Annotated in this window: 20 protein-coding genes; 10 read left to right on the forward strand and 10 right to left on the reverse strand. The window is 68.7% G+C overall.

Going from position 1 to position 22035, the window contains the following annotated elements:
* Positions 1-3: 3 nt before the first annotated feature.
* Positions 4-1026 carry a M23 family metallopeptidase gene (locus tag MEBOL_RS25135; protein WP_095979833.1) on the forward strand — a complete coding sequence of 341 codons (1023 nt, stop codon included), beginning with the start codon at positions 4-6 and terminating at the stop codon, positions 1024-1026.
* A 49-nt stretch (positions 1027-1075) separates the two neighbouring features.
* On the opposite strand, the gene MEBOL_RS25140 is transcribed toward MEBOL_RS25135, so the two are convergent.
* Positions 1076-1345: an HU family DNA-binding protein gene (locus tag MEBOL_RS25140; RefSeq protein WP_043430183.1), complete on the reverse strand. Its 270-nt coding sequence runs from the start codon at positions 1343-1345 to the stop codon at positions 1076-1078.
* Positions 1346-1671: 326 nt separating this feature from the next.
* Between MEBOL_RS25140 and MEBOL_RS25145 the strand changes: the two genes are divergently transcribed.
* Positions 1672-3105 carry a right-handed parallel beta-helix repeat-containing protein gene (locus MEBOL_RS25145; protein ID WP_157775456.1) on the forward strand — a complete coding sequence of 478 codons (1434 nt, stop codon included), beginning with the start codon at positions 1672-1674 and terminating at the stop codon, positions 3103-3105.
* Here the strand turns inward: MEBOL_RS25145 and MEBOL_RS25150 are convergent.
* Positions 3079-4188, reverse strand: a complete 1110-nt coding sequence (locus MEBOL_RS25150) for an alpha/beta fold hydrolase (protein WP_245918827.1) — start codon at positions 4186-4188, stop codon at positions 3079-3081. The genes MEBOL_RS25145 and MEBOL_RS25150 overlap by 27 nt on opposite strands.
* A gap of 144 nt (positions 4189-4332) precedes the next feature.
* On the opposite strand from MEBOL_RS25150, the gene pssA reads away from it, so the two are divergent.
* The 4 genes from pssA to MEBOL_RS25170 are packed head-to-tail and all read left to right on the forward strand — an operon-like array spanning position 4333 to position 8456.
* Positions 4333-5184: a CDP-diacylglycerol--serine O-phosphatidyltransferase gene (gene pssA, locus MEBOL_RS25155; RefSeq protein ID WP_095979836.1), complete on the forward strand. Its 852-nt coding sequence runs from the start codon at positions 4333-4335 to the stop codon at positions 5182-5184.
* Positions 5185-5213: 29 nt separating this feature from the next.
* A complete protein-coding gene (locus MEBOL_RS25160; RefSeq protein WP_095979837.1) occupies positions 5214-6482 on the forward strand; it encodes a CinA family nicotinamide mononucleotide deamidase-related protein in 1269 nt (422 codons plus the stop codon).
* Complete coding sequence (locus MEBOL_RS25165) at positions 6479-7885, forward strand: hypothetical protein (RefSeq protein WP_245918828.1); 1407 nt, start codon at positions 6479-6481, stop codon at positions 7883-7885. Before MEBOL_RS25160 ends, MEBOL_RS25165 begins: the two co-directional genes overlap by 4 nt.
* 55 nt (positions 7886-7940) lie before the next feature.
* Positions 7941-8456 (forward strand): DUF1285 domain-containing protein, encoded by a 516-nt coding sequence (locus MEBOL_RS25170; RefSeq protein WP_095982994.1) that lies wholly within the window; start codon positions 7941-7943, stop codon positions 8454-8456.
* On the opposite strand, the gene recA is transcribed toward MEBOL_RS25170, so the two are convergent.
* The 3 genes from recA to MEBOL_RS25185 all read right to left on the reverse strand — a co-directional run bounded on the left by recA (position 8453) and on the right by MEBOL_RS25185 (position 12151).
* A complete protein-coding gene (gene recA / locus MEBOL_RS25175; protein WP_095979839.1) occupies positions 8453-9496 on the reverse strand; it encodes a recombinase RecA in 1044 nt (347 codons plus the stop codon). The genes MEBOL_RS25170 and recA overlap by 4 nt on opposite strands.
* Positions 9497-9667: 171 nt before the next feature.
* A complete protein-coding gene (locus MEBOL_RS25180) occupies positions 9668-10477 on the reverse strand; it encodes a lysophospholipid acyltransferase family protein (protein ID WP_095979840.1) in 810 nt (269 codons plus the stop codon).
* A 66-nt stretch (positions 10478-10543) separates the two neighbouring features.
* Positions 10544-12151, reverse strand: a complete 1608-nt coding sequence (locus MEBOL_RS25185; protein ID WP_095979841.1) for a YifB family Mg chelatase-like AAA ATPase — start codon at positions 12149-12151, stop codon at positions 10544-10546.
* Between the two features lie 167 nt (positions 12152-12318).
* Between MEBOL_RS25185 and MEBOL_RS25190 the strand changes: the two genes are divergently transcribed.
* Positions 12319-12969 carry a hypothetical protein gene (locus MEBOL_RS25190; RefSeq protein WP_095979842.1) on the forward strand — a complete coding sequence of 217 codons (651 nt, stop codon included), beginning with the start codon at positions 12319-12321 and terminating at the stop codon, positions 12967-12969.
* Here the strand turns inward: MEBOL_RS25190 and MEBOL_RS25195 are convergent.
* The 5 genes from MEBOL_RS25195 to MEBOL_RS25215 form a co-directional block, all read right to left on the reverse strand.
* Positions 12870-13493, reverse strand: coding sequence for a DUF2378 family protein (locus MEBOL_RS25195; RefSeq protein WP_095979843.1), 624 nt, complete (start codon positions 13491-13493; stop codon positions 12870-12872). The two genes, MEBOL_RS25190 and MEBOL_RS25195, sit on opposite strands and share 100 nt — an antisense overlap.
* A gap of 52 nt (positions 13494-13545) precedes the next feature.
* Entirely contained in the window at positions 13546-14046 is a 501-nt protein-coding gene (locus MEBOL_RS25200) for an ExbD/TolR family protein (protein WP_095979844.1), read from the reverse strand.
* A 2-nt stretch (positions 14047-14048) separates the two neighbouring features.
* Positions 14049-14474 carry an ExbD/TolR family protein gene (locus tag MEBOL_RS25205; protein ID WP_095979845.1) on the reverse strand — a complete coding sequence of 142 codons (426 nt, stop codon included), beginning with the start codon at positions 14472-14474 and terminating at the stop codon, positions 14049-14051.
* Positions 14475-14573: 99 nt separating this feature from the next.
* Positions 14574-15254: a MotA/TolQ/ExbB proton channel family protein gene (locus MEBOL_RS25210; RefSeq protein WP_095979846.1), complete on the reverse strand. Its 681-nt coding sequence runs from the start codon at positions 15252-15254 to the stop codon at positions 14574-14576.
* 69 nt (positions 15255-15323) lie between these two features.
* Positions 15324-16085, reverse strand: a complete 762-nt coding sequence (locus MEBOL_RS25215) for an energy transducer TonB (RefSeq protein WP_095979847.1) — start codon at positions 16083-16085, stop codon at positions 15324-15326.
* Positions 16086-16332: 247 nt separating this feature from the next.
* Here MEBOL_RS25215 and MEBOL_RS25220 point away from each other — a divergent pair, with 247 nt between their 5' ends.
* From MEBOL_RS25220 to MEBOL_RS25230, 3 genes are all read left to right on the forward strand, one after another.
* A complete protein-coding gene (locus MEBOL_RS25220) occupies positions 16333-19461 on the forward strand; it encodes a TonB-dependent receptor (RefSeq protein ID WP_095979848.1) in 3129 nt (1042 codons plus the stop codon).
* A 30-nt stretch (positions 19462-19491) separates the two neighbouring features.
* Positions 19492-20307, forward strand: coding sequence for a hypothetical protein (locus MEBOL_RS25225; protein ID WP_157775458.1), 816 nt, complete (start codon positions 19492-19494; stop codon positions 20305-20307).
* A gap of 146 nt (positions 20308-20453) precedes the next feature.
* Positions 20454-21992, forward strand: coding sequence for a radical SAM protein (locus MEBOL_RS25230; RefSeq protein WP_095979850.1), 1539 nt, complete (start codon positions 20454-20456; stop codon positions 21990-21992).
* Positions 21993-22035: the final 43 nt, after the last annotated feature.

Genomic DNA, 22035 nt, shown 5'->3' on the forward strand with positions numbered 1-22035 from the left:
GCCTTGCGCCGTCTCGCCCCCTTGCTGTTGCTCGCCTTGTCGTCGGCCTGTGCCCCTCCGGCCGCGCGGCAGAAGATGAGCTTCGATGAGCTGTACTCGGACCCCGCGCCCTATCCCTCCGGCGCGGTGGAGGAGCCGCGTGTGTCCGCGCGCCGGTCCAAGCCCCGGGAGCTGACGCTCGAGCAAGGCGGCGAGGGGGAGGGACTGGACTCGCCCGAGCTGCGCGAGGCCCTGGAGCACTTCGTCGCCCTGGCGCGCGCCGCCCGCACCCAGGTGCCCCAGGGCAGCCCCATGCCCGAGGCGCAGGTGGTCAACTGGCGGGAGATCAACTCGTGGCTGGACGTCTTCCTGCGCCTCCCCGTGCGCAAGACGTCGTCGCTGGACGTGGTGCGCACCCGGACGACGCTGGAGGCCGAGCTGGAGCTGGACGCGCGCCTCTATGGGGACATCCCCGCGGACCTGGCCGACGCGGTGCTCGCTCGGATGGACGCGCTCTCGACGCGCATGGCGGAGCTGCGCCGGTCGCGGTCCCGTACTTCTTCCCGGCCGGACAAGGCGCCCCGCTTCACCTGGCCCGTGGAGCCGGTCATCGTCACCAGCGTCTTCGGCACCCGGCTGCATCCCATTCTCGGCACCGAGCGGGATCACCAGGGCCTGGACCTGGCGGCCAAGCGCGGACAGTTGGTGACCGCCTCGAGCAAGGGCGTGGTGCTGCGCGCCGGGCCGGCGGGCGGCCATGGCAACCAGGTCATCATCCAGCACGATGGAGACGTCACCACCCGCTACAGCCACCTGTCCCGAGTCCTCGTGGTGACCGGGGACGTCGTCGAGCAGGGTGATGTGGTGGGCGCGGCGGGCAGGACGGGCATGGCCACCGGCGTCCATCTGCACTTCGAGCTGTGGAAGGACGGCGTGCCGTGTGATCCGCTCGACGAGCTGGGCCCCACGGAGTCGGGGGAAGAGCCCTCGTTCGTCCAGCGGGGAGCGCCCTCGGGGCCCTACGTGACACAGGGGCGCCGTCCGTAGGGACGACCCCCCTGGTCGAGAGCCGGAGCGCCCGCGGCGCCCGCCACGGCTACAGCGAGTTCTTCAGCTCCTTGGCGGGCCGGAAACCCACGGTCTTGCTCGCCTTGAGCTTCATCATCTCGTTGGTCTGGGGGTTGCGGATCTTCCGCGCCTTGCGCGAGCGGACCGACCAGGTGCCAAAGCCGGGGTAGCTGAAGCGCTGGTCCTTCTTCACCGCCTTGCCGATGTTGGCGAAGACGATGTCGAGAATCTCCGCCGCCGACTTCTTCGTCAGCCGCGACTGCGCCGCCACCACCTCCACGAGCTCTGCCTTGGTCATCCGCTACTCCTCCACGCCACGTTGAATTGCGAAAGCCAGAGGTTGGTAACAAATCGCTCTTTTGTCTGTCAACGCTGGCAGGGGTTGGGAGCCCGGCAGATCGGCCTCCGCGCGAGATGTGAGGAATTTGACGGGAGCGCTTCCTCCTCTAGGAAAGCGGAAGACATCCCCGGGGCGCGGCCCCTTCGCGCCAGACGAATCAGACGCCTGGAATGTGGGGATGTGATCGATTGAGAGGGTTTTCCTTTGTCATTTCGATCCTTTGCGCGCTCCGTCTGATCCGGACGGGACTTGGACGGCGGGCTGGCCTTAGTCTGGGCGGACGCATGAGATGCCCGCTCCTGATGATCGCCTGCCTGGCCCTCCTGGCCTGTCCCCCCCGCGGGGGGGCAACCCCGCCTGATCGCCCCGAAGCGAGGCGGCAGGTGTGGGTGGATGGCGGGCGGCCCGCGACCGGGGATGGCTCGCGGGAGCGGCCCTTCCGCTCCCTGGGCGAGGCCCTGTCCCAGGCGAAGGACGGGGGGGCTCCTGTCCGGGTCCACCTGGCGCCGGGGCGCTATCCAGGCCCTTTCGTGCTGCCGGCTGGACTGGAGCTCGTGGGGGGCGAGGGCCGCGTGCTCGTGGGGGGCGAGGGCCCCGTGGTGCGAGCCCCCGAGGGGGCGCTCCTCCAGGGGGTGGAGATCCAGGGAGGCGGGTGGGGCCTGGAGGCGGGTGGAACCGTGCGCCTGGAGTCGGTGCGCTTCCGGGGTCAGACGGCCGGGGGCGTGGGGATGGGGGCGGGAGAACTCACGGTGCTCGGGGGGGTGTTCGAGGCGGGGAGTCCAGGGGCGGTGGGCCTGCGGGTGGAGGGAGGGCGTGCGCGCATGCGCGACACCTCGTTCGTCGGCGTCTTCCGGCGGGGCGTGGAGGCGCGGGGGGCCGAGATGGAATGGGAGGACGTGCGCGTGGGCGGCGCCACCACGGCCCTTCATCAGTCCCGGGGCCAGGTGTCGCTGCGGCGCGTGACGGTGGGCGACGGACGGGATGTGGGGCTCTTCGTCAATCACGGCACGTTGCGGCTCGAGGACGTCACCGTCACCGGGCACGAGTATGGCGTCCAGGCCTTGCGGGCCACGCTGGAGACGCGGGGCCTCACCTCGGTGCGCGCGGCGCGGGCGGGGGTGACGCTCGTGGGGACGCGCGGTGTCCTGGTGGACACGCGGGTGCGAGGCAGTGGCGGTTTTGGCGCGGTCTCCCTGTTGGGCTCGGACACGGTGCTGCGCGGCATCCACGTGGAGGGGGCGGACGCCTATGGCATCTCCGCCACGCGCGGAAAGCTGCGGCTGACGCGGGCCCTCATCACCCGGTTGAGCTCGCGCGAGGGGGACTCGGGGGATGGGCTGCACCTTCGGGACCTGGACGTGGAGGCCCGGGGCCTGGTGGTGCGCGACGCGGCGGGCGTGGGCGTGCTGGCGGCACAAGGGGCCCGGGTGGTGCTGCGCGACGTCTCCCTGGAGTCGTGCCGCGAGGCGGGGCTCTGGGGCGAGACGCTCGCCCAGGTCTCGGCCGAGCGCCTGGTGGTGCGGGACTCGCGCGGACCGGCGCTCATGGCCCTGGAGAATGGGGTGTTGCGGGTGGATGGGCTCCTGGCGGAGGACAACGCCGGAGGGCTCGCCGCGGCGGCTGATTGCGAGGGCGACACCCGCATCACGTTCAGCCGTGTCTCCGGACGGGGCCTGTCGTGGACCCTCGCGTCATGCGTGGGGAGCGTTTCCCGCTGAGGCGGCGCTGTCCTCGCTCCAGGGGGTGGCATGGGCCTCGAGCCAGGTGCGCACCTCGACATGGACCTCCTGCGCCACCCCCGTGCCGAAGAGCAGGTCGCCGTGCCCGTAGTCCATCTTGTCCCCGCGCTCGCAGCCGAAGATGTGGAGCTTCTTGTCCCCGGAGCCGATCAGCTCGTACTGCGCTCGCAGGTTCTTCGGGGGCGCGAGCCTGTCCTGACTCCCGCCCATCACGAGCACGGGCAGCGTGAGCCGCGAGAGCCCCGCGCGCCAGTCCACGCTTCCGTCGAACGAGCGGAACGCGTCGTGATCGATCCAGTCGCGGAACTGGCGCAGCACGTTGCGGCTCATCGACGCCATCATGTTCGCGTAGACCTTGCGTTGGATGGACGGGGGGATGTGCTTGGGGTTGATGATGACGTCGGACAGGGGCAGGGTGACGTAGCCGAGGAAGGGCGCGAGCGTGCGGCTCAGCCACTCGTTGCGCAGGCCTCGCGGCCATGACACGTGGTTGCCCATGTGGATGAGCTGGCGGATGAGCCGGTCGGGCGGGAAGAAGACGGGCGAGCCCAGTGCCAGCAGTCCCGCGAGCTTGTCCGCGTGCGTCCCCTGCGCCACCGCGTAGCCCACGAGTCCTCCCAGGGAATGCCCCACCCAGAACGCGCGCCGGGCACCCGTGCGGGCGAGCGCCAGCTCGATGAGCGCGGGTCCATCCTGGGCGACGATGTCATCCACGGTGACATCCGGCCAACGGCGGCCTCGGGGCGGAGGCCGCGAGCCTCCAATCCCCCGCCACTCCACGATGAAGCAGTCGAAGCCCGCCTCCGCCAGCGCATGGGCGAGGGAGTAGGGCGGCTCGAAGTCGAAGGTATAGCGATTGGCCGCGAGCCCATGACACAGCAGGACGGGCTCCTCGAAACGCCGCTTCGCCGCCCGGCGCAGATAGACGGTCAGCTCCCAGCCATCCTGGCAGCGCGCCTTGAGGAGCTCGGGCGGCGGCGTGCGCAGGCGGTACCACCAGCGCACGGACAGGATCCACAGGAGGTTGAGCACTCCCAGGGCGATCACCGCCAGGACGAGCATTTCTCCGAACTCCCATGGAGTCCAACGCACCGCGTCCATCATCCCTCCGTCCGGAACCGGGCAAATAAAACCCTGATATGGTCCGTTCTCGTTCGGCTTTCACCCGAACGGCCACTGGCCGACACAGGAGGCGGGATACACCTGATGAGACCGCGCAAATTGTTGTTCGTCCTCCCGAATCTCTTCACGGTGACCTCCATCCTGTGTGGCTTCTACGCCATGACCCTGTGCGCGGGCGCGGAGGTGGGTCCGGCGCAGCTGTACCAGGCCTCCCTGGCCATCCTCTTCGCCATGTTCTTCGATGGCTGTGACGGCCGGGTGGCGCGCCTCACGCGGACCCAGAGCGACTTCGGCATGCAGCTCGACAGCCTAGCGGACGTGGTGTCGTTCGGCGCCGCGCCGGCCCTGCTGCTCTACAAGTGGGCGTTCGAGCCCATGGGCTTCCTGGGCCTCTTCCTCGCCTTCGCCTTCGCCGCGTGCGGAGCGCTGCGGCTCGCGCGCTTCAACGTCATCGCCATGCGCAGCCCGAGCGGCGGTGGCGGCAACTTCTTCGTGGGCCTGCCCATCCCGCTGGCCGCCAGCGTGCTCGTGTCGATGATCATCGCCCACCACGCCGCGACGGGGGGCGAGGAGCTGGCCGACTCGGCCCGCGCCCCCGTGGCCGTGGCGTCGACGGTGCTGTCGCTGCTGATGGTGTCCACCGTGCGCTACCGGACCTTCAAGGATCTGCGCCTGTCGCCCCGGTCCGTGCTCGTCATGGGCGTGATGCTCACCAGCGGCGTCCTCATCGGCACCCGCTTCCACCCGGCCTACGTGCTGGTGGCCTATTCGTTCGCCTACCTGGCCTTTGGCCTCGTGGAGTCGGCCTTCGTGATGAGCCACCGGCTGGCCACGCGCAAGGCGGGCGGTGCGCCTCCTCCCCTGACGCTCCTGGAGGAGACGGAAGAGGACGAGGACCTCGACGAGACGCCGGGAGATGAGCAGGGCGTGGCGTAATCGTCCCGGGCGGCTAGGATGCGCCGCCCATGCGCGTCGAGCTGCTGTGCACCGGGGATGAACTCGTCACCGGACTGACCCCAGACACCAACAGCCCCTACCTGGAGGCGCGGCTCTTCGAGCTGGGCATCAAGGTGGGCCGGGTGGTGCTGGTGGGGGATGTACGAGAGGACATCACGCGGGGCCTCGAGGAGGCCGCCTCCCGCTCGGACGTGGTCATCGTCTCGGGAGGACTGGGCCCCACCGCGGATGACTTCACGGCCGAGTGTGCCGCGGCGGCCGCGCGGGTCCCCCTGGTGGAGGACGCCGGGACCCTGCGCTTCCTGCGCGAGCGGGCCCAGAAGCGGGGCCGGGAACTGACGCCCAACGTGGCCCGCATGGCGCTCGTGCCCGAGGGCTCCGAGGTGGTGCCCAACCCCGTGGGCTCCGCGCCCCTCTTCATCGTCCGGCTAGGCGCCTGCCGCCTCTTCTTCCTGCCCGGAGTGCCGCGCGAATACCGGGCCCTGGTGGACGGCGAGGTGCTGCCGCGCGTCCGGGCGGAGCTGGAGCGGCGGCCGGAGCGCACCTGGCGCGCCTTCCGGCTGTTGCGCACGGTGGGCCTGCCCGAGTCCGTGCTCGACGCGCGCGTGGCTCCGCTGGCCGTGGCGCACCCCCGGGTGGTGTTCGGCTTCCGCACGCACGCGCCGGAGAACCAGCTCAAGCTGATGGCCGAGGCGCCCTCCCAGGCCGAGGCCGATGCGGCCCTGGCCTCCGCCGAGGCCGCCGCGCGCGCGGAGCTGGGCCTGTCGGTCTATGGCGCGGATCAGGACACCTACCCGGCCGTCCTGGCGCGGCGGCTCACGGAGGCCCGCGCCACGCTGGCGATCGCGGAGAGCTGCACGGGCGGCCTCATCGCGTCACAGCTCGCCTCGGTTCCCGGCGCGAGCGCCTTCCTCGTGGGCTCCGCGGTCGTCTACACGGAGCGCATGAAGACGCACTGGGCGGGCGTCCCCCCGGAGCTGCTGGAGCGCCACGGGGCCGTGTCCCGCCCGGTGGCGGTGGCCCTGGCCGAGGGGATTCGCGCCTCCTGTGGGACGACCTATGGCCTGTCCGTGACGGGGGTCGCGGGCCCTTCGGGGGGAACGCCCGAGCATCCCGTGGGCACCGTCTACTGCGCGCTCGCCGTGGAGGGAGGGCCCACGCGCTGTGAGCGCTTCTCCCTCTCCGGGGATCGCGAACTGGTTCGTCTCTTCGCCGCCTCCCACGCGCTCGAGCTGCTGCGCGAGCATCTGCTGACGTCTCCCGCCTCTTCGCCATGAGCCGCTCCCCCTCCCAGAGTTCCCCGCCCGAGTCTTCGTCCGCGGCGCCTCCCGAGCCGCCCGTGGTTCCCCCCGGCGAGGGGAAGAGGGGCGTGGTGGGCGCCGCGTGGCGGATGTGGCTCGCGGCGTACCGGGTGGAGGTGGTGCTCTTCCTGGTGAGCTTCGCGGTGCTGGCCAGCTTCAGCTCGCAGCGCTTCCTGCGTCAGAGCGCGGCGCCGCACTTCGTGTACCAGGCGAAGGCGTGGCTGGAGGGCCGCCTGGACGTGGACCCCGAGGTGCTGCCCAACCTGGAGGACTGGGCCTGTGTGCGCGAGGTCGCGGGCACGAAGACGCGCTGCGAGGGGCGGCCGAGGCCGGGGGATCGCTGGTACGTGAGTTTCCCCTCCTTCCCCGCGGTGGTGATGCTGCCCTTCGTGGCGCTTCACGGCTACCAGTTCAACGACACCTCCTTCGGCGTCATCGTCGGGGCGCTGGCGGTGGCGCTCTTCTACGCGTTGCTGCGCTTCCTCTCGAAGGAAGGGGAGCTGGCGCGGGAGCGCCCGGAGAACGTGACCCTGGCGCTGGTGCTGGCGTTTGGCACGCTCTTCTTCTACGCGGCCATCCGAGGCGAGGTGTGGTTCAGCGCGGAGGTCATGGGCGTGGCCTTCACCTGTCTCTACGCGCGCAACGCGGTGCGGGCGCACCGGCCGGTGCTCGCCGGAGTCTTCTTCTCCATGGCGACGCTCACCCGCACGCCGCTCCTGTTCGCCGGACTGTTCTTCGTCCTGGAGGCCGTGTGTCCGGGTCCAGACCGGCTCTCCCAGCTCAAGGCGCTGGGCGCCCACTGGAAACCCGTGGCGCGCAAGCTGGGCCTGTTCGCCCTCGGCGCCGCGCCGCTCGCGCTGCTGGCGGCGGCCTACAACGTCTATCGCTTCGGCCATCCGGGCGAGTTCGGCCACGCGTTCCTCTACAACAACCGCGTCAACGCGGACATCGACCGCCTGGGCCTGTTCAACCTGGCCTACCTCTCGCGCAACCTGGACGCGGCCTTCCTGAAGCTGCCCGGTGTGTCGCTGCACCCCCCGCGCCTGACGTATGACCCGCACGGCTTGAGCCTGCTGCTCACGCTGCCGTTGCTCGTCTTCCTGCTGGTGCCGAAAACGCGGCCGCGCCTGCACTGGCCGGTGTGGCTCACGGTGGCCGTGACGGCGCTGCCCGGCCTCTTCTACCAGAACACGGGGTACATGCAGTTCGGCTTCCGGTTCAGCCTCGACTACACGCCCTATCTCCTGCTGCTCTTCGCCCTCGGAGGCTGGTCCCTGCGCCACCGGGCCGTCGTCGCGGCGCTCGTGCTGGGCGTGCTGGTGAACTTCTGGGGCGCGGTGGCCTTCCGCGGCTACACCGAGCTTGTCCGGAACTGGTAGGGCCGGGGGTCCTCCGGACTTGACCGGCCGCGCCCGGACGCGCACATCTCACCTCGTGAGCACTCCTCCCCAACCGCCCTCGGTCCCTCCTCCCCCCGGCAAGCGCTGGCATACCCGCGAGGACAGTGGCATCCGCCTGGATGCGCGGATGCGCTGGTGGCACGACGACGAGCCCATCGCCCACCCGCGCATCATCGAGCTCTTCAACAGCTCGCTGGTGCTCGACGACACGGGGCGCTACCAGCTCCAGATCGGCGCGGACTGGTGCTACGTCCAGGTGGAGGACGCCGCCTACGAGGTGCGCACGGTGGACGTCACCGCGGATGCGCGCGTCTCGGTGCGCCTGAGCGATCGCAGCGCCGAGGCGTTGGATGTCACCACCCTGGGCGTGGATCCCGAGGGCATCCTGACGTGCCGGGTGAAGGGCGGCCGGGCCCGGGCGCGCTTCTCGCGGGACGCCCAGTACCAGCTGGGCGAGCTGATGGAGCAGGACCCGCGGGGCCAGTGGTTCCTTCGCGCCAGGGAGCGCCTGCACGCCCTGCCCGAGTCGTTCGCCCCGCCGGAGGCCTAGGCCTGGGCCGTGGGGGGTTCCCCCTCGGTCGTCGGGACAGGGGGAACGGGATGGCTCGCGCTCACGAGCTCCCGGGCGAGGGATTCCAGCGCGTCCGGGTGCTCCCGCAGCCACTCGGCGGCCCGCTCGCGCCCCTGGCCAATGCGCTCACCCCGCAGGCTGAAGTGGCTGCCCGCCTTGTCCACCAGCCCCGCCTGCACGCCCAGGTCCAGCACTTCGCCCGCGCGGTGGATGCCCACGCCGTACAGCAGGTCGAACTCCGCTTCCTGGAAGGGCGGCGCCACCTTGTTCTTCACCACCTTCACCTTGGCCTTGGTGCCCACCACGTTCTCGCCCTCCTTGAGGTTGCCCGTGCGGCGGATCTCCATGCGCACCGAGGAGTAGAACTTCAGGGCATTGCCTCCCGTGGTCGTCTCGGGATTGCCGAACACCACGCCAATCTTCATCCGGATCTGGTTGATGAAGATGATGCAGCACCCCGAGCGGCTCACCGCTCCGGTCAGCTTGCGCAGCGCCTGGCTCATGAGCCGCGCCTGCACCCCCATGTGCGCATCACCCATCTCCCCCTCGATTTCCGCGCGCGGCACCAGCGCCGCGACCGAGTCCACCACGATGAGATCCACCGCGCCCGAGCGCACCAGTTGCTCGGTGATCTCCAGTGCCTGCTCGCCCGTGTCGGGCTGGGAGATGAGCAGCTCCTCCACACGCACGCCCAGCTTGCGCGCGTAGTTGACGTCCAGGGCGTGCTCCGCGTCGATGAAGGCCGCCACGCCCCCCTGGGACTGCACCTGCGCGATGGCATGCAGGGTGAGCGTCGTCTTGCCCGACGACTCGTTGCCGAACAGCTCCACCACGCGCCCGCGCGGGTAGCCGCCCACGCCGAGCGCCCGATCCAATCCCACCGAGCCCGTGGGAATGACGGACACCCGCTGCTCGCGCACGTCGCCCCCCAGGGGCATCACCGCCCCCTTGCCGAACTGCTTCTCGATCGCCGCCACCGCCGCCGCCACCGCCTTCAACTTCTCCGTCAGCTTGTTCATCCGTCGCTCCTCGCCGCCCGTCCCCGGGGGCCACGCGCTGGACCGGCAGGGTCCGGGCGTGCCGGGGAGGCGCTGGAGCAACTGGCATGCCGTCCCAGGTTCCCCTGGCGCGCATGACCTCGGGCGTCCCATCCCGCGCGAGGCGTCCCAGGCGGTGGAGGGACGGGCGTGTCAGGCCGAGGCGTCGGAGGAGGGGGCCCGGGGGGTCCGCGCGGCGCGTCGGGACTCGCGGGTCTCCTGGGGCTCGCCGCCCGCGCCACCGATGTCCCGGTGGAGCCGCACGAGGGCTTCGCGCACCTCGTGCAGGAGCGATTCACGCTCCGCGCCGGTACGCCCGGCGGTGGGGATGGGCGCGCCCACCTTCACCCGGAGGGGATGGCGCCGGAGCAGGAGGCTGTTGGGGGGCAGCGACTGGAGCGAGCCCTCGATGGCCACGGGGATGATGGGAACCCCGGCCTCCAGCGCCAGCGCGAAGCCCCCCGTCTTGAAGGGGAGCAGGGCGCCATCCTGTGAGCGCGTGCCCTCGGGAAAGACGAGGATGTTGGAGCCCGCGCGGATGCGCTCGCCGGCCCGCCGCAAGCTGCGCACGGCCTCGCGCCGGTGGGTGCGGTTGATGAAGATCATCCCCGTGCCCGCCATGTACCAGCCGAGGAAGGGCACCCACTTGAGCACGTGCTTGGCGATGAACCGGAGGTTGACCGGCAGCACCGCGAACGCCACGGGGATGTCGAGGGTGGACTGGTGATTCATCATGAAGATGTGTGGCTGCTTCCAGTCGATGTCTGGCAGGGGCTCCACGCGCAGGGGCGAGCCGGTGATGCGCCAGTGCATGGGCGCCCAGAACCGCCGTGCCATCATCAAGGGCACCTCGCCGTTGAGCATGACGAGCGCCGCCACACCGGAGAGGGTGATCCAGAACGCCAGCCACACGAACAGGAAGATGGTCTGGAGGACCGCGACGACGAAGGACAGGGGCTTCATCGCCGCGCTTTCTAACGCGTCCCGAGTCCATCCGGTACAGGGGTGGAGGTCTCTCCGGAGGCCGTGTCAGGGATCCCCGGGTTCCCGTGAGTCGAAGAGAGGACGAGGTGGCGGCCCTCCCATCGTGTTGGCGTGGAGCCATCCCCGGCGATCCATCTGCCGGCAATCGATGGCCAGGTGCATGTCCACGTCGTCGATGCGCTCGTGTCCTTCGAGGTCCGCCCGGGAGAGCGCCAGCTTGAGGATGCGGTCATGGGCGCGCGCGGACAGGCCGAACTGCCGCACGGCCCGCTCCAGCATCCGTTCGGCGCGAGGGGTGGGCTTGCAGTGGCGATGCAGCAGCCGCGCCGGCATCTGGGCGTTGCAGTGCACGCCCGGCTCCTCGCGGAAGCGGAACCGTTGGCGCTCGCGCGCTGCCTCCACGCGCTCCCGGTAGTGGGTGCTCGTGGGCTGCTCGCCGCTCTCGCGCGCGATGTGGTGGTACTCCACGGGCCGGGTCTGCAGGGTGATGTCGATCCGATCGAGCAGGGGTCCGCTCACCCGGGAGTGATAGTCGTGGACGCGGTTCTCCGAGCACGTGCAGGTGCGTCCGGGGACGTTGAAATAGCCACACGGACAGGGATTCATCGCCGCCACGAGCATCACCCGGCAGGGGTACGTCACATGCTGGATGGCGCGGGCGAGGTGGATGGAGCCTTCCTCCAGGGGTTGTCGCAGCACCTCCAGCACGTTCCTGCGGAACTCGGGCAATTCGTCCAGGAAGAGCACGCCATGGTGCGCGAGGGACAGCTCTCCGGGGCGGGTCGCGGGGCCGCCTCCCACCAGCCCCGCGTCGGAGATGGTGTGGTGGGGCGCACGAAAGGGTCGCTCGCGCATCAGCGACTGCTCGTCTCCGAGCAGGCCGAGCACGGAGTAGATCTTCGTCACCTCCAGGGCTTCATCGAAGGCCAGGGTGGGGAGGATGCCGGGCAGCCGTCGCGCGAGCATCGTCTTGCCCGAGCCAGGGGGGCCGCAGAGCAGGACGTTGTGACCTCCGGCCGCGGCCAGCTCCAGGGCCGTCTTCAAGTCGGCCTGTCCCCGGACCTCGGACATGTCCAGGGGCGCTGGTTGCGCTCGGGGGCGGCCGCGCGCAGGCGCCGGGCGGATGAAGGAGGGAAGGGGTTTCTCGCCGCTCAGGTGTCCCACGGCCTCGCGCAGATGGCTGACCGCCAGCACCTGGAGCCCTTCCACGAGGGAGGCCTCGGCCGCGTTCGCCTCTGGCACCATCACGCCCTGGTAGCCCCCATCGCGAGCGGCCACCGCCAGGGGGAGCACCCCCTTGATGGGCTTGACCCCTCCATCGAGCGACAGTTCTCCGCCGAAGAGGTAGCGCGCCAGGGGTTCCTCCTCCATCAGCTTCGCCGCCGCCAGCACCCCCAGCGCGATGGGCAGCTCGAAGGCGGCGCCTTCCTTGCGGATGTCCGCGGGCGCCAGGTTCACGGTGATGCGCTTGGACGGAAGCTCGAAACCGCAGTTCTTGAGCGCCGAGACGACCCGGACCTTGGACTCGCGCACGGCCCCCTCGGGCAGCCCGACGACACTGAAGTAGGGCAACCCCAGGGTCATATCCACCTCACACTCCACCACCACCGCGTCGATCCCCATCAACGCGCCCGACCGTACCCGCGCCAGCATGTCGCACCCTCCCTGGGGAGAGGTGGAGCAATGCGCGTACCGGCCCGACCTCCGGGGGAGGCCCCGGGTCGGACGTCCTCCCGGGCGGATGGCGTGTCCGGAGCGGGGGGCTCCTCTTGGGCAGGGGAGCGGACGCCGTGTCAGGAGTTCAGTTAATCTCAGCCGCCATGGAACAAACCGCTACGGCCACCCAAGCCGCCTCCTCCGTCCATGTCCGCCGCGCCGACTTGAAGCGCAATGCCCGGCTCAAGCTGACCTTCGCCATCTTCCGCTTCTGTCTCTACGGAATGGTGGGCTTGTCCTCGGAGATCTTCTTCTACAACCTGGTGCGGATCGCCCGGCACGTGCCCTTGCTGGAGCTGCTCTTCCGCTTCCAGTGGCGGGTGGATGATCGGCTGGGCCTCAACGCCATCTGGGACACCCCCGTCGCCACGGCCTATGGCCAGTGCTCGCTGTGGATGTTCCTCATCTACGGCGTGGCCTGCTTCTTCTTCATCGAGGCCATCTACCGGCGCACCTTCCGCCATCCCACGCTGATGCGCGCGGTGCTCTACGGCTTCACCATCCTGCTCTTCGAGGGCTTCAGCGGCGTGTTCCTCGAGGCGCTGACGGGCTATCGCATCTGGTACTACGCGGACGCGGGCGCCATCCTCTGGGAGATGACGTCGCTCTACATCCTGCCCATCTGGATGGTGACGGGACTGATCGCGGAGCTCATCTACAGGGAGTTGATGGATCCGGACCTGGTGGCGGCCTTGGAGTCGCCCTTGCCCGCGACGCCCGAGGCGACCGAGGCCTCGCTCCAGTTGATGCAGTAGGTACAGGCGTGCCCGTCGTAGCCGGCCAGGTCGACGCGGATGTTCTCCGCGCCGGCCGTGCGCAGGCCCGCGTGGATGATGCCCGCGGTGAACATGGGCAGGGGGCCGACCTCGTTCATCCACAGCTCGAACTGGCGCGGTCCCAGCTCCTTGAGACGGGACTCGGTGTAGTTGTTGCCCGAGCGGAAGTTCTGCGTGGCGCGCATGAGGGCGCGCCGGGGGCCGAGCACGCGCAGGAGCGACAGCACCGCGCGCCCGAGCATCGTCTCCCGGTAGCCGTCCATATACGCCTCGCCGAGCTTGAAGGCGCTCTGATCGAGGGGCAGGGACGGGTAGAGTTCCTCGGCGGTGATGCGCAGGAAGGTCATCCACGCATCGAAGGGGTACGCCGGGCGCAGCTTCTGGCCCAGGTCGAGCCCCGCCTTGAGCAGGCGTTCCTTGCAGGCCGGCGACAAACGCCCATGCAGCGCGCGCACGAAGACTGCTTCAATCGTCTGCTCGAAAATCAGAAGCTCGTCGGCCATGAGAATTTTCCACTCTAGCCGACGAGCCTCGGGATGTGAACGGCGCTGACTGTCAGGGGGTGGGGGCCGGAGCGGTGCCCGGATCCACCGGAGCGGCGCCCGGATCCACCGGAGCGGCGGGCGCCACGGGGATGTCCTCGGTGGCCATGCCCAGCACGAAGGCACCCGCTTGCTTGGCGCCGTCGAAGGCGGCCACGAGCTTGCCGTAGTTGGCCTTGTCGTCGGCCACGAAGAAGACGATGCGGTCCTCCTTCTTCTTGGCGCTCAGCATGCGCTTGAGCTTGTTGACGTAGTCGGCCGGAGCCACGGGCTCGGTGTTGATGGAGTAGGTGCCGTCGGGGTCCAGCTTGACGATGAGCTGGGTGTCGTCCTGGGGCTGCTGCTCCGCGGGGACTTCCTCGGTCTCCGGGATGCGCACCTCGATGTCCTTCTCGAGGAGCGGCGTGACGACCATGAAGATGATGAGGAGCACCAGCACCACGTCCACGAGCGGCGTGACGTTGATTTCCGAGTTGGGCGGGGTGGTGGGCTTGACGAACTTGCGGGTGGCCATGGCTAGTTCTTCTGCTCCTCGACGCCGAGGAAGATCTTCTTGGCCTTGGCCTTGCGGGTCAGCTCCATCACCTGGCGCACGTCCCCGACGCTCAGGGTGCTGTCGCCCTTGAGGAGGATCTTCTTGTTGGGCAGGTAGGCCAGCTCCTGCTTGAGCTTGTCCTCGAGACTCGGCGCGTCGTACTCGTCCTGCTCGAGGTACGTCTTCTTGTCCGCGGTGACGGAGAGGATGATCGGATCGGGATCCTTCCCGCTTTCCTTTTCACCCTCGACCTTGGCCGCCTTGGGCAGGGTGACGGACTTGCCACGCTGGAGCATGGGCGTGACGACCATGAAGATGATGAGGAGCACCAGCACCACGTCCACGAGCGGCGTGACGTTGATCTCGCTCTTGGGGCCCCCTTGGGAGCCTCCTGTTGACATTCCCATCGTGCACCTGCTGCCTTGGAAGGGGGGAGAGAGTGCCGGCCCGGATTGGCGGTCCTCCGCCGCATGAGGAGGCGGGCCGGGAACTCTCGAGGGGGAGTGTTACGCCTGGGGAGCGTGCGAACCACCGCCCATGTGCCGCGCGACCACGTCCAGGAACTCGTTGGAGGACTCGGAGATGTCCACCGAGCGGCCATCCACCCATCCGGACAGGAAGTTGTAGGCGATCACGGCGGGGATCGCCACGAGCAGACCGAAAGCCGTGGTGATGAGCGCCTCGGAGATACCGGCGGAGATGGTGCCGAGACCGCCGGAGCCCGCGACCGACATCTGCTGGAAGGCGTTCACGATACCCATCGTGGTGCCGAGCAGACCGACGAAGGGCGCCGTGGAGCCCACGGTGGCGAGCACGCCGAGGCCGCGCTTGAGGCTCTGCACCTCGCGCTGCGCCTGGCGCTCGAGGGCGCGCGCCACGGACTCGACCGCCACGTCCTTGTTGGACGGGCTGATCCGGAAGGCCGTCAGGCCCGAGCCGATCACGCGGCCCAGGTGGCCCACGTCCTTGCCCATGTTGGTGCCGGTGGCCTGCTGCAGGTCACCCTTGGCCAGGATCGCCCCCATCTTGGCGGCGAAGTTGCGCGAGTCCTTGCGCGACTTGCGGAAGACGAGCATGCGCTCCGCCATCACGACCAGCGACGACACGGACATGAAAGCGAGGGTGAAGATGATGAAACGGGCGAAAGCGCCCGTGTGCTCCCAGATGCCGGTAAGAGAGAAATCCATGATGGGGGGAAGCGCTCCTCCTCGAGCGCGGTTGGGTACGGCGGGGACGACAGGGGGGGTAAGGAAGGGCTAGCGGGGCAGGCTCAGGCGGATGTTGAAGGTGTAGTCGACCTGAACGGGCCGTCCCTGGAAGGTGACGGGCTTGTAGCGCTGGGCGTACAGCGACTTGAGCACCGACTCCTCCATGTGGGGCAGGGGCTTGATGATGCGGCAGCGCTCGATGGCGCCCTCGGTCGTGATGACGCACTTGATGATCATCAGACCCTGCACGCGGGCCTCGAGGGCCTCACGGGTATACTCGGGAGGAGGACCCGACAACTTCTCCGGGCGAGTCATTCCCGCGCCGAAGGGGAGTACGTCCGTGCCCGTCCCGCCCAGCTGGCCACCCAGCACGCCACCGACCACGCCGCCGATCACGCCGCCGACCACACCGCCCTCGACGCCGCCTTCCACGCCTCCCTCGACCTCTTCCTCGCTGGCCTCCTCTTCTTCCTCGGCCGCCGGCTCGGGCTCGACCTCGGGAGGGGGCTCCTTGGGCACTTCCTTGGGCTGGACGATCACGTCCGGCTTCTTCACGACCGGCTTCTTGGTGGGGTTGCTCTTCTTCTTCGCGGGAGGAGGGGGCGGAGGAGGCGGGGGCGCGGCGGCCACCGGCGGCGCCATGGCCTGCTTGAAGGTGACCTCGACCTCCTTCTCCTTCTCCTTCGCGGGCTGCATCGACAACCATCCGATGAGACCGACCAGACCGACGTGCAGCACAACCGAGACGACGGCACCCACGCCAAAACGGGACTTGGGGCCTTGCCCGCGGTCAAGGACAGAGTCGAACATGCGCTAACGCTCCTCTACTCACTCCGGTGGAGACCCACCTCATCCCGTCCGGATCGCAAAAGGCGCGCTACATTACAAAAACCGGGAACGGGTGCAAGTAACCCCACCCTGGGAGTCCACCTGCGGGGACGCGCAATGCCCCAGGAGTCACCAAAAAGCAACGCCGTATTGACAACTGGTAGACCTCAGATATTTTCCCGAGCCATTTTACAGTTGCAGTGCAGCCCACCTTGGAGGGGTTCCCAGCATGCAAGTGAGACGGATGCTCCGGGCGACTGGAGCGGTCGTGGTCGCGGGTCTGACGTACGGGACAGCGGCCTACGCGGACAGCGTCATCATTGGTACGGTCGTCAGCGCGGACAACAAGAAGCCGGTCGCGGACGTGGTGGTGACGGCCACCTCGCCCAACTTGCAAGGTGAGCAGGTCGTCGTCACGGACGCCGAGGGCCAGTACCGTATTCCCCAGCTTCCCGTGGGCGTTTACACGCTGCGCTTCGACAAGGAATCCTTCAAGCCCTACTCGCGCCCGGACATCCAGTTGCGCCTGGATCGCACCATCCGCGTGAACGTGGAGCTGCTGCCCGAGAGCTTCACCGAGGTGATCGAGCTGGTGGGCCGTCCGCCGACCATCGACGTCGGTTCGACGACCACGGGCGTCAACATCGATCAGGACTTCATCAAGCGCATCGCGGTGAACCGTCCGGGCGGTAAGGGTGGCGCGGCGCGCTCCTTCGACAGCCTGGCGGAGCTCGCTCCGGGCGCGCAGAACGACTCCTACGGCGTGTCCATCAACGGCGCCACCTCCCCCGAGAACGGCTACGTGGTCGACGGTCTGTCGACGAACGACCCGGCCTTCGGCATCAACGGCAGCCCGCTGAGCGTGGAGTTCGTGCAGGACGTCAACATCATCACCGGTGGCTACATGCCGGAGTACGGCCGCTCGACGGGCGGCGTGCTCAACGCGGTGACGAAGTCCGGCTCCAATGAGTTCCACGGCTCCGTGTACGGGACCGTGACGCCCGGCTTCTTCGAGGGCACGCGCAAGCAGGTGACCAGCTCCGCCTCGGTGGTGGCGGGCCAGAACGCGCTCAGCCTGCTGGGCGACGTGGGCGCCACCCTCGGCGGTCCGATCATCAAGGACAAGCTGTGGTTCTTCGCCGGTGTGACCCCCTCGTTCGCGCGCTACAACCACACGCGCTCGCTCAACTACCTGACGACCAACGAGGCCGGTGAGCTGGCGGTCGATCCGACGACGGGCGATAACATCCCCGCGCCCATCCCCAACACCTCGCAGCGGTTCCGCGCCCAGTCGCAGTCCCTGCAGTACATGGGCAAGTTGACCTACCTGGTGAACCAGGATCACAACGTCTCGCTGTCGATCACCGGCACTCCCAGCTCGTCCGGTGGCAACGGCGTGCTGTCCATCGATCCGCAGTCGGGCAACATCTTCAGCCGCCTCAACGGCAACACCAGCGCCTACGGACTGACCGAGGAGATCGCGAGCAGCACCTCGATCGTGGCCAAGTACGCGGGTGCGTTCATGGAGAAGAAGCTCCTCCTGGATGCGACCGCGGGTTGGTTCCACCAGCGGGCGGCCACCCTGCCGTCCGACGGTAGCTACGTGGGCGACACGACGGGCCTGGCGGGCCTCTCGCGCGTCAACTTCGCGGATCCGCGCAACATCTCCGAGTACCCGGGAGAGGTCGACACCCAGGGCTACTGCCGCGAACTGGAGAACGGCGACCTGACCTGCCCCGCGGTGAACTACGTGGCGGGTGGCCCGGGCTTCATCAGCGACGGCAAGCTGGACCGCTACCAGGCCAACGCCAAGGCCACCTATCTGCTCAACGCCCTGGGCAGCCACGTGCTCAAGGCGGGCGTGGACGTGGAGCAGCTGGGTTACGAGCAGCTCAAGGCCTACTCGGGTAGCGTGTACTTCCAGGAGGCCGATGGCGAGGTCCAGGACTTCCGTCGCTACGGCTACCAGACGGGTCCGGACTCCCCGGTCAATCAGCTGACCCAGCGCTCGGTGTCGAGCAGCACCACGGCGGGTGGCTTCCTCCAGGACAGCTGGACGATCAATCGCGTGACGCTCAACGTCGGCTTGCGCTACGACGCCCAGTTCCTGTTCGGCGGTGATGGCAATCTGGCGTTCGTGCTGGGCAACCAGGTGTCGCCCCGCGTCGGCCTGGTCGTGGACCCGCTCGCCAACGGCCGCATGAAGGTGTACGCGAACTTCGCTCGCTACTACGAGCAGCTGCCCATCAACATGTTGGACCGTCAGTTCCCGCCCGAGCGCAGCTTCTCGGTCTACCGTCGGACGACGGCGGATGGCGGTGCCTGCGATTACAAGACCCTCGCCACGCGAGAGGGCCAGGAGGCCTGCCTCAATCCGGACAACGTCGTCGCTGGCGCGCCGACCGGCCGCAACCCGAGCTTCAAGTACACGGGCGGCAAGTCGGACAAGTCTCCGGTGGATCCCTCGCTCAAGCCGCAGGGTTCCGACGAGTTCCTCGTGGGCCTCGACTACGAGTTGCTGTCCAACATCCGACTGGGTGCGAACTTCACCCACCGCGACATGAACTCGGTCATCGAGGACATGAGCCGCGATGACGGTGGCACGTACTTCCTGGGCAACCCGGGCGAGGGCTTCGCCAAGGACTTCCCGAAGGCGGTGCGCAACTACGACGCCGTGACGGTGTTGCTCAACCGCACCTTCGATCAGGGCTGGCTCGCCCAGGCGAGCTACACCTGGTCCCGGCTGACGGGTAACTACCCGGGTCTGTTCCGTCCGGAGAACGCGCAGCTCGACCCCAACATCCTCTCGGACTTCGACCTGGTGTCGCTGTTGGAGAACCGCTCGGGTCTGCTGCCCTTCGACCGCACCCACGCCATCAAGCTCTTCGGCGCCAAGGAGTTCCGCTTCACCCCCAACCTGGGCGCGAGCATCGGCGTGTCCTACCGCGGCAACTCCGGTACGCCCATCAGCGCCACCGGTGCCCACCCCCGGTACGGCTACAGCGAGGCGTACATCACCACGCGCGGCTCGAACGGCCGGACTCCCTGGGTGAACAACATCGATTCCAACATCAACGTGAACTACAGCATCAACAAGACGAGCCAGCTGTCCTTCACCGTGGATGCGTTCAACGTCTTCAACTTCCAGCAAGTGGCGACGGTGGATCAGGACTACACGTTCAAGAGCGTGCTGCCCATCCCGGGTGGCAAGTCCGCGGGTGAGCTGACGCCGGATCAGGTCACCAACTCGCAGACGAATGAGGCGCTCACCGAGGACGATCTGAACAAGAACTACAAGAAGGCCCTGACGTACCAGGCCCCTCGACAGATCCGTCTCGGCATCAAGTACACCTTCTAGCCATCCAGCCTGATCGGGACTTCAACAGACATGAGCAAGCGCATTTCAATGGCAATGGCCGTGCTTGGCGCGGTCGGTACCCTGGCTGGTTGCAATCTGGCGCAGCCCGCGTCGGGGTGCTTCGTTCAGGACTCCGCCAACTGGCAGGCCAAGTACGTCCTGAAGGACCCGTCCCTGTCGGGTCTGTCCTGCGGTCAGTACAAGGGCGAGAGCATGGGCGTGTTCAAGTACACGAACCCCGATGCCTCGGAGCAGGAGGTCGCCGAGAACCGTTCATCGCGCGTGGCCATCCGTCCGGACCGGCTCGCCGCGCTCTACGCGGCCTCGTACCAGGTCGATAGCGGCAAGGTGGACAAGGACGGCAAGCCGATCCTGACGACCGTGACGGTGCCGCGCGCGGAGGTCAATCAGGATCCGTCCAACGCCACCGGCCTCTCCACGACGCTGGCCCAGGAGCCGAACGATGACGGTCTGTGCCTCGCCACGGGCTTCAACACCGCCAGGGTGGAGGCTCCCGCCGCCTACAAGAAAACGGAGCATGGTAGCGGACTGATCGTGGGCGCGGAGACGATCTCGTACAGCTACGAGAACATCGAGGTGTACTCGGCGCCCTCGTCGCCGGGTACCCAGCTGCGCGGCACGGTGCGCATCACCGACAACAACTGCACGGCGGAGTACGAGGTGTGGGCCCTGTGGCCGGCTCGTGCTTGCGACCCCGCCGCTCCCATCTCGGCGACCAACTGTGGTTCGGCGCAGAACATCAACCCGGACTTCGACGTGGTGTGCGACCCCGACATCAAGCGGTGTGTGCCGGCCAAGGCCCCGCCGTCCTTCAAGAACCAGTAACGCACGGTGGGCTTGGCGGCTCTCCCTCCAAGCTCCCTTCGAGCTGTCATCCCGGCCCCGGCTGCCGCTCCCCCACGAGGGAGTGGCGGTGCGGGGCCGCGGTGTTATGGACGGGTTCTCGTCTCACGGTTTTCCCGGGAAGGTGCATGGAGGGTCGCTACTCACTCGTTGAACGCGCTCACGCCCTGTTGGCGGACGAGCAGGGCACCCTCTACAAGGAGGCGCCCTACCGGGTCGCGCTCTGCTACCCCAGCCCCTACCACGTGGGGATGAGCTCCCTCGGTTACCAGGCGATCTACGGTGAGGTGCATGCCCACCCCGGGGTTTCCGCCGAGCGGGCCTTCCTGCCCGACGACGTGGAGGCGTACCGCCGCACGCGCACCCCCCTCTTCTCGCTCGAGTCGCAGTCGCCCGTGGCCGACTTCCACCTGCTCGCCTTCTCGGTGGCGTACGAGTTGGAGCTCACGGGGCTGTTCTCCATGTTGGAGTTGGCCCACATCCCCCTGCTCAAGGAGGAGCGCACGGAGCGCCATCCGCTGATCGTCGCGGGAGGGCCGCTCACCTTCTCCAACCCGGATCCGCTCGAGCCCTTCGTGGATGTGCTCGTGCAGGGCGAGGCCGAGGATCTGATCCACGTGCTCCTGGACGCGGCGGTGTCCCTGGACAAGGAGGCCCTGCTCACGCACCTGGCGGCCATCCCCGGCTTCCGCGTGCCCGGGAGGGGAGGAGCGCGCTACCACGTCGCCAAGGCCACGGATTCCCGGCTCCCGGCGCGCTCGGCCATCATCACCCCTCATACGGAATTGCGCTCGATGTTCCTCATCGAGCCGGAGCGTGGCTGCTCGCGCGGGTGCCACTACTGTGTCATGCGGCGCACCACCAACGGGGGCATGCGCACCGTGCCGCCCGAGAGGATCCTCTCCCTCATCCCCGAGCACGCCAGGCGCGTGGGGCTCGTGGGCGCGGCCGTGACGGATCACCCCCGCATCGTCGAGCTGTTGCGCACCCTCGTGGACGCCGGCCGGGAGGTGGGCGTGTCCTCGCTGCGCGCGGATCGGCTCACCCAGGAGCTGGTGGATCAGCTCCGGCGCGGCGGGGCAACCAACCTCACCGTGGCCGCGGACGGCGCCTCGCAACGCATGCGCGACCTGGTGGATCGCAAGCACTCGGAGGAGCAGATCCTCCGCGCGGCCCACTTCGCCAAGACGGCCGGCATGCGCCAGCTCAAGGTCTACAACGTCGTGGGCCTGCCCCTGGAGGAGGACGCGGACGTGGACGAGCTGGCGCGCTTCACCACGGAGTTGTCGCGCATCATGCCGGTGGCGCTCGGCGTGGCCCCCTTCGTGGCCAAGCGCAACACGCCCCTGGATGGCGCCCCCTTCGCGGGCATCCGCGAGGTGGAGGTCCGGCTGGAGCGGCTGCGCAAGGGGCTCAAGGGCCGGGCCGAGGTGCGCCCCACGTCGGCCCGGTGGGCCTGGGTGGAGTACATGCTCGCCCAGTGTGGGCCCGAGTCGGGGCTTGCCGCCATGGATGCCTGGAAGGCCGGTGGGAGCTTCGCGGCCTTCAAGCGGGCCTTCCAGGAGCGCGGCTGCCGGCCCTACATGGCCCGACGCGTGGAGGACGGGCGGCGCCGGGCCACCACGTGGCCCATTGTCGACGGGGTGGCACCTCCGACCGCCGCCTGACGCGGGACGCGGCGAGCCCTTGCCCGACGCCTCCCGCTCTCTG

Origin of the sequence: Melittangium boletus DSM 14713, assembly GCF_002305855.1 — a bacterium.
Classification (GTDB): domain Bacteria; phylum Myxococcota; class Myxococcia; order Myxococcales; family Myxococcaceae; genus Cystobacter; species Cystobacter boletus.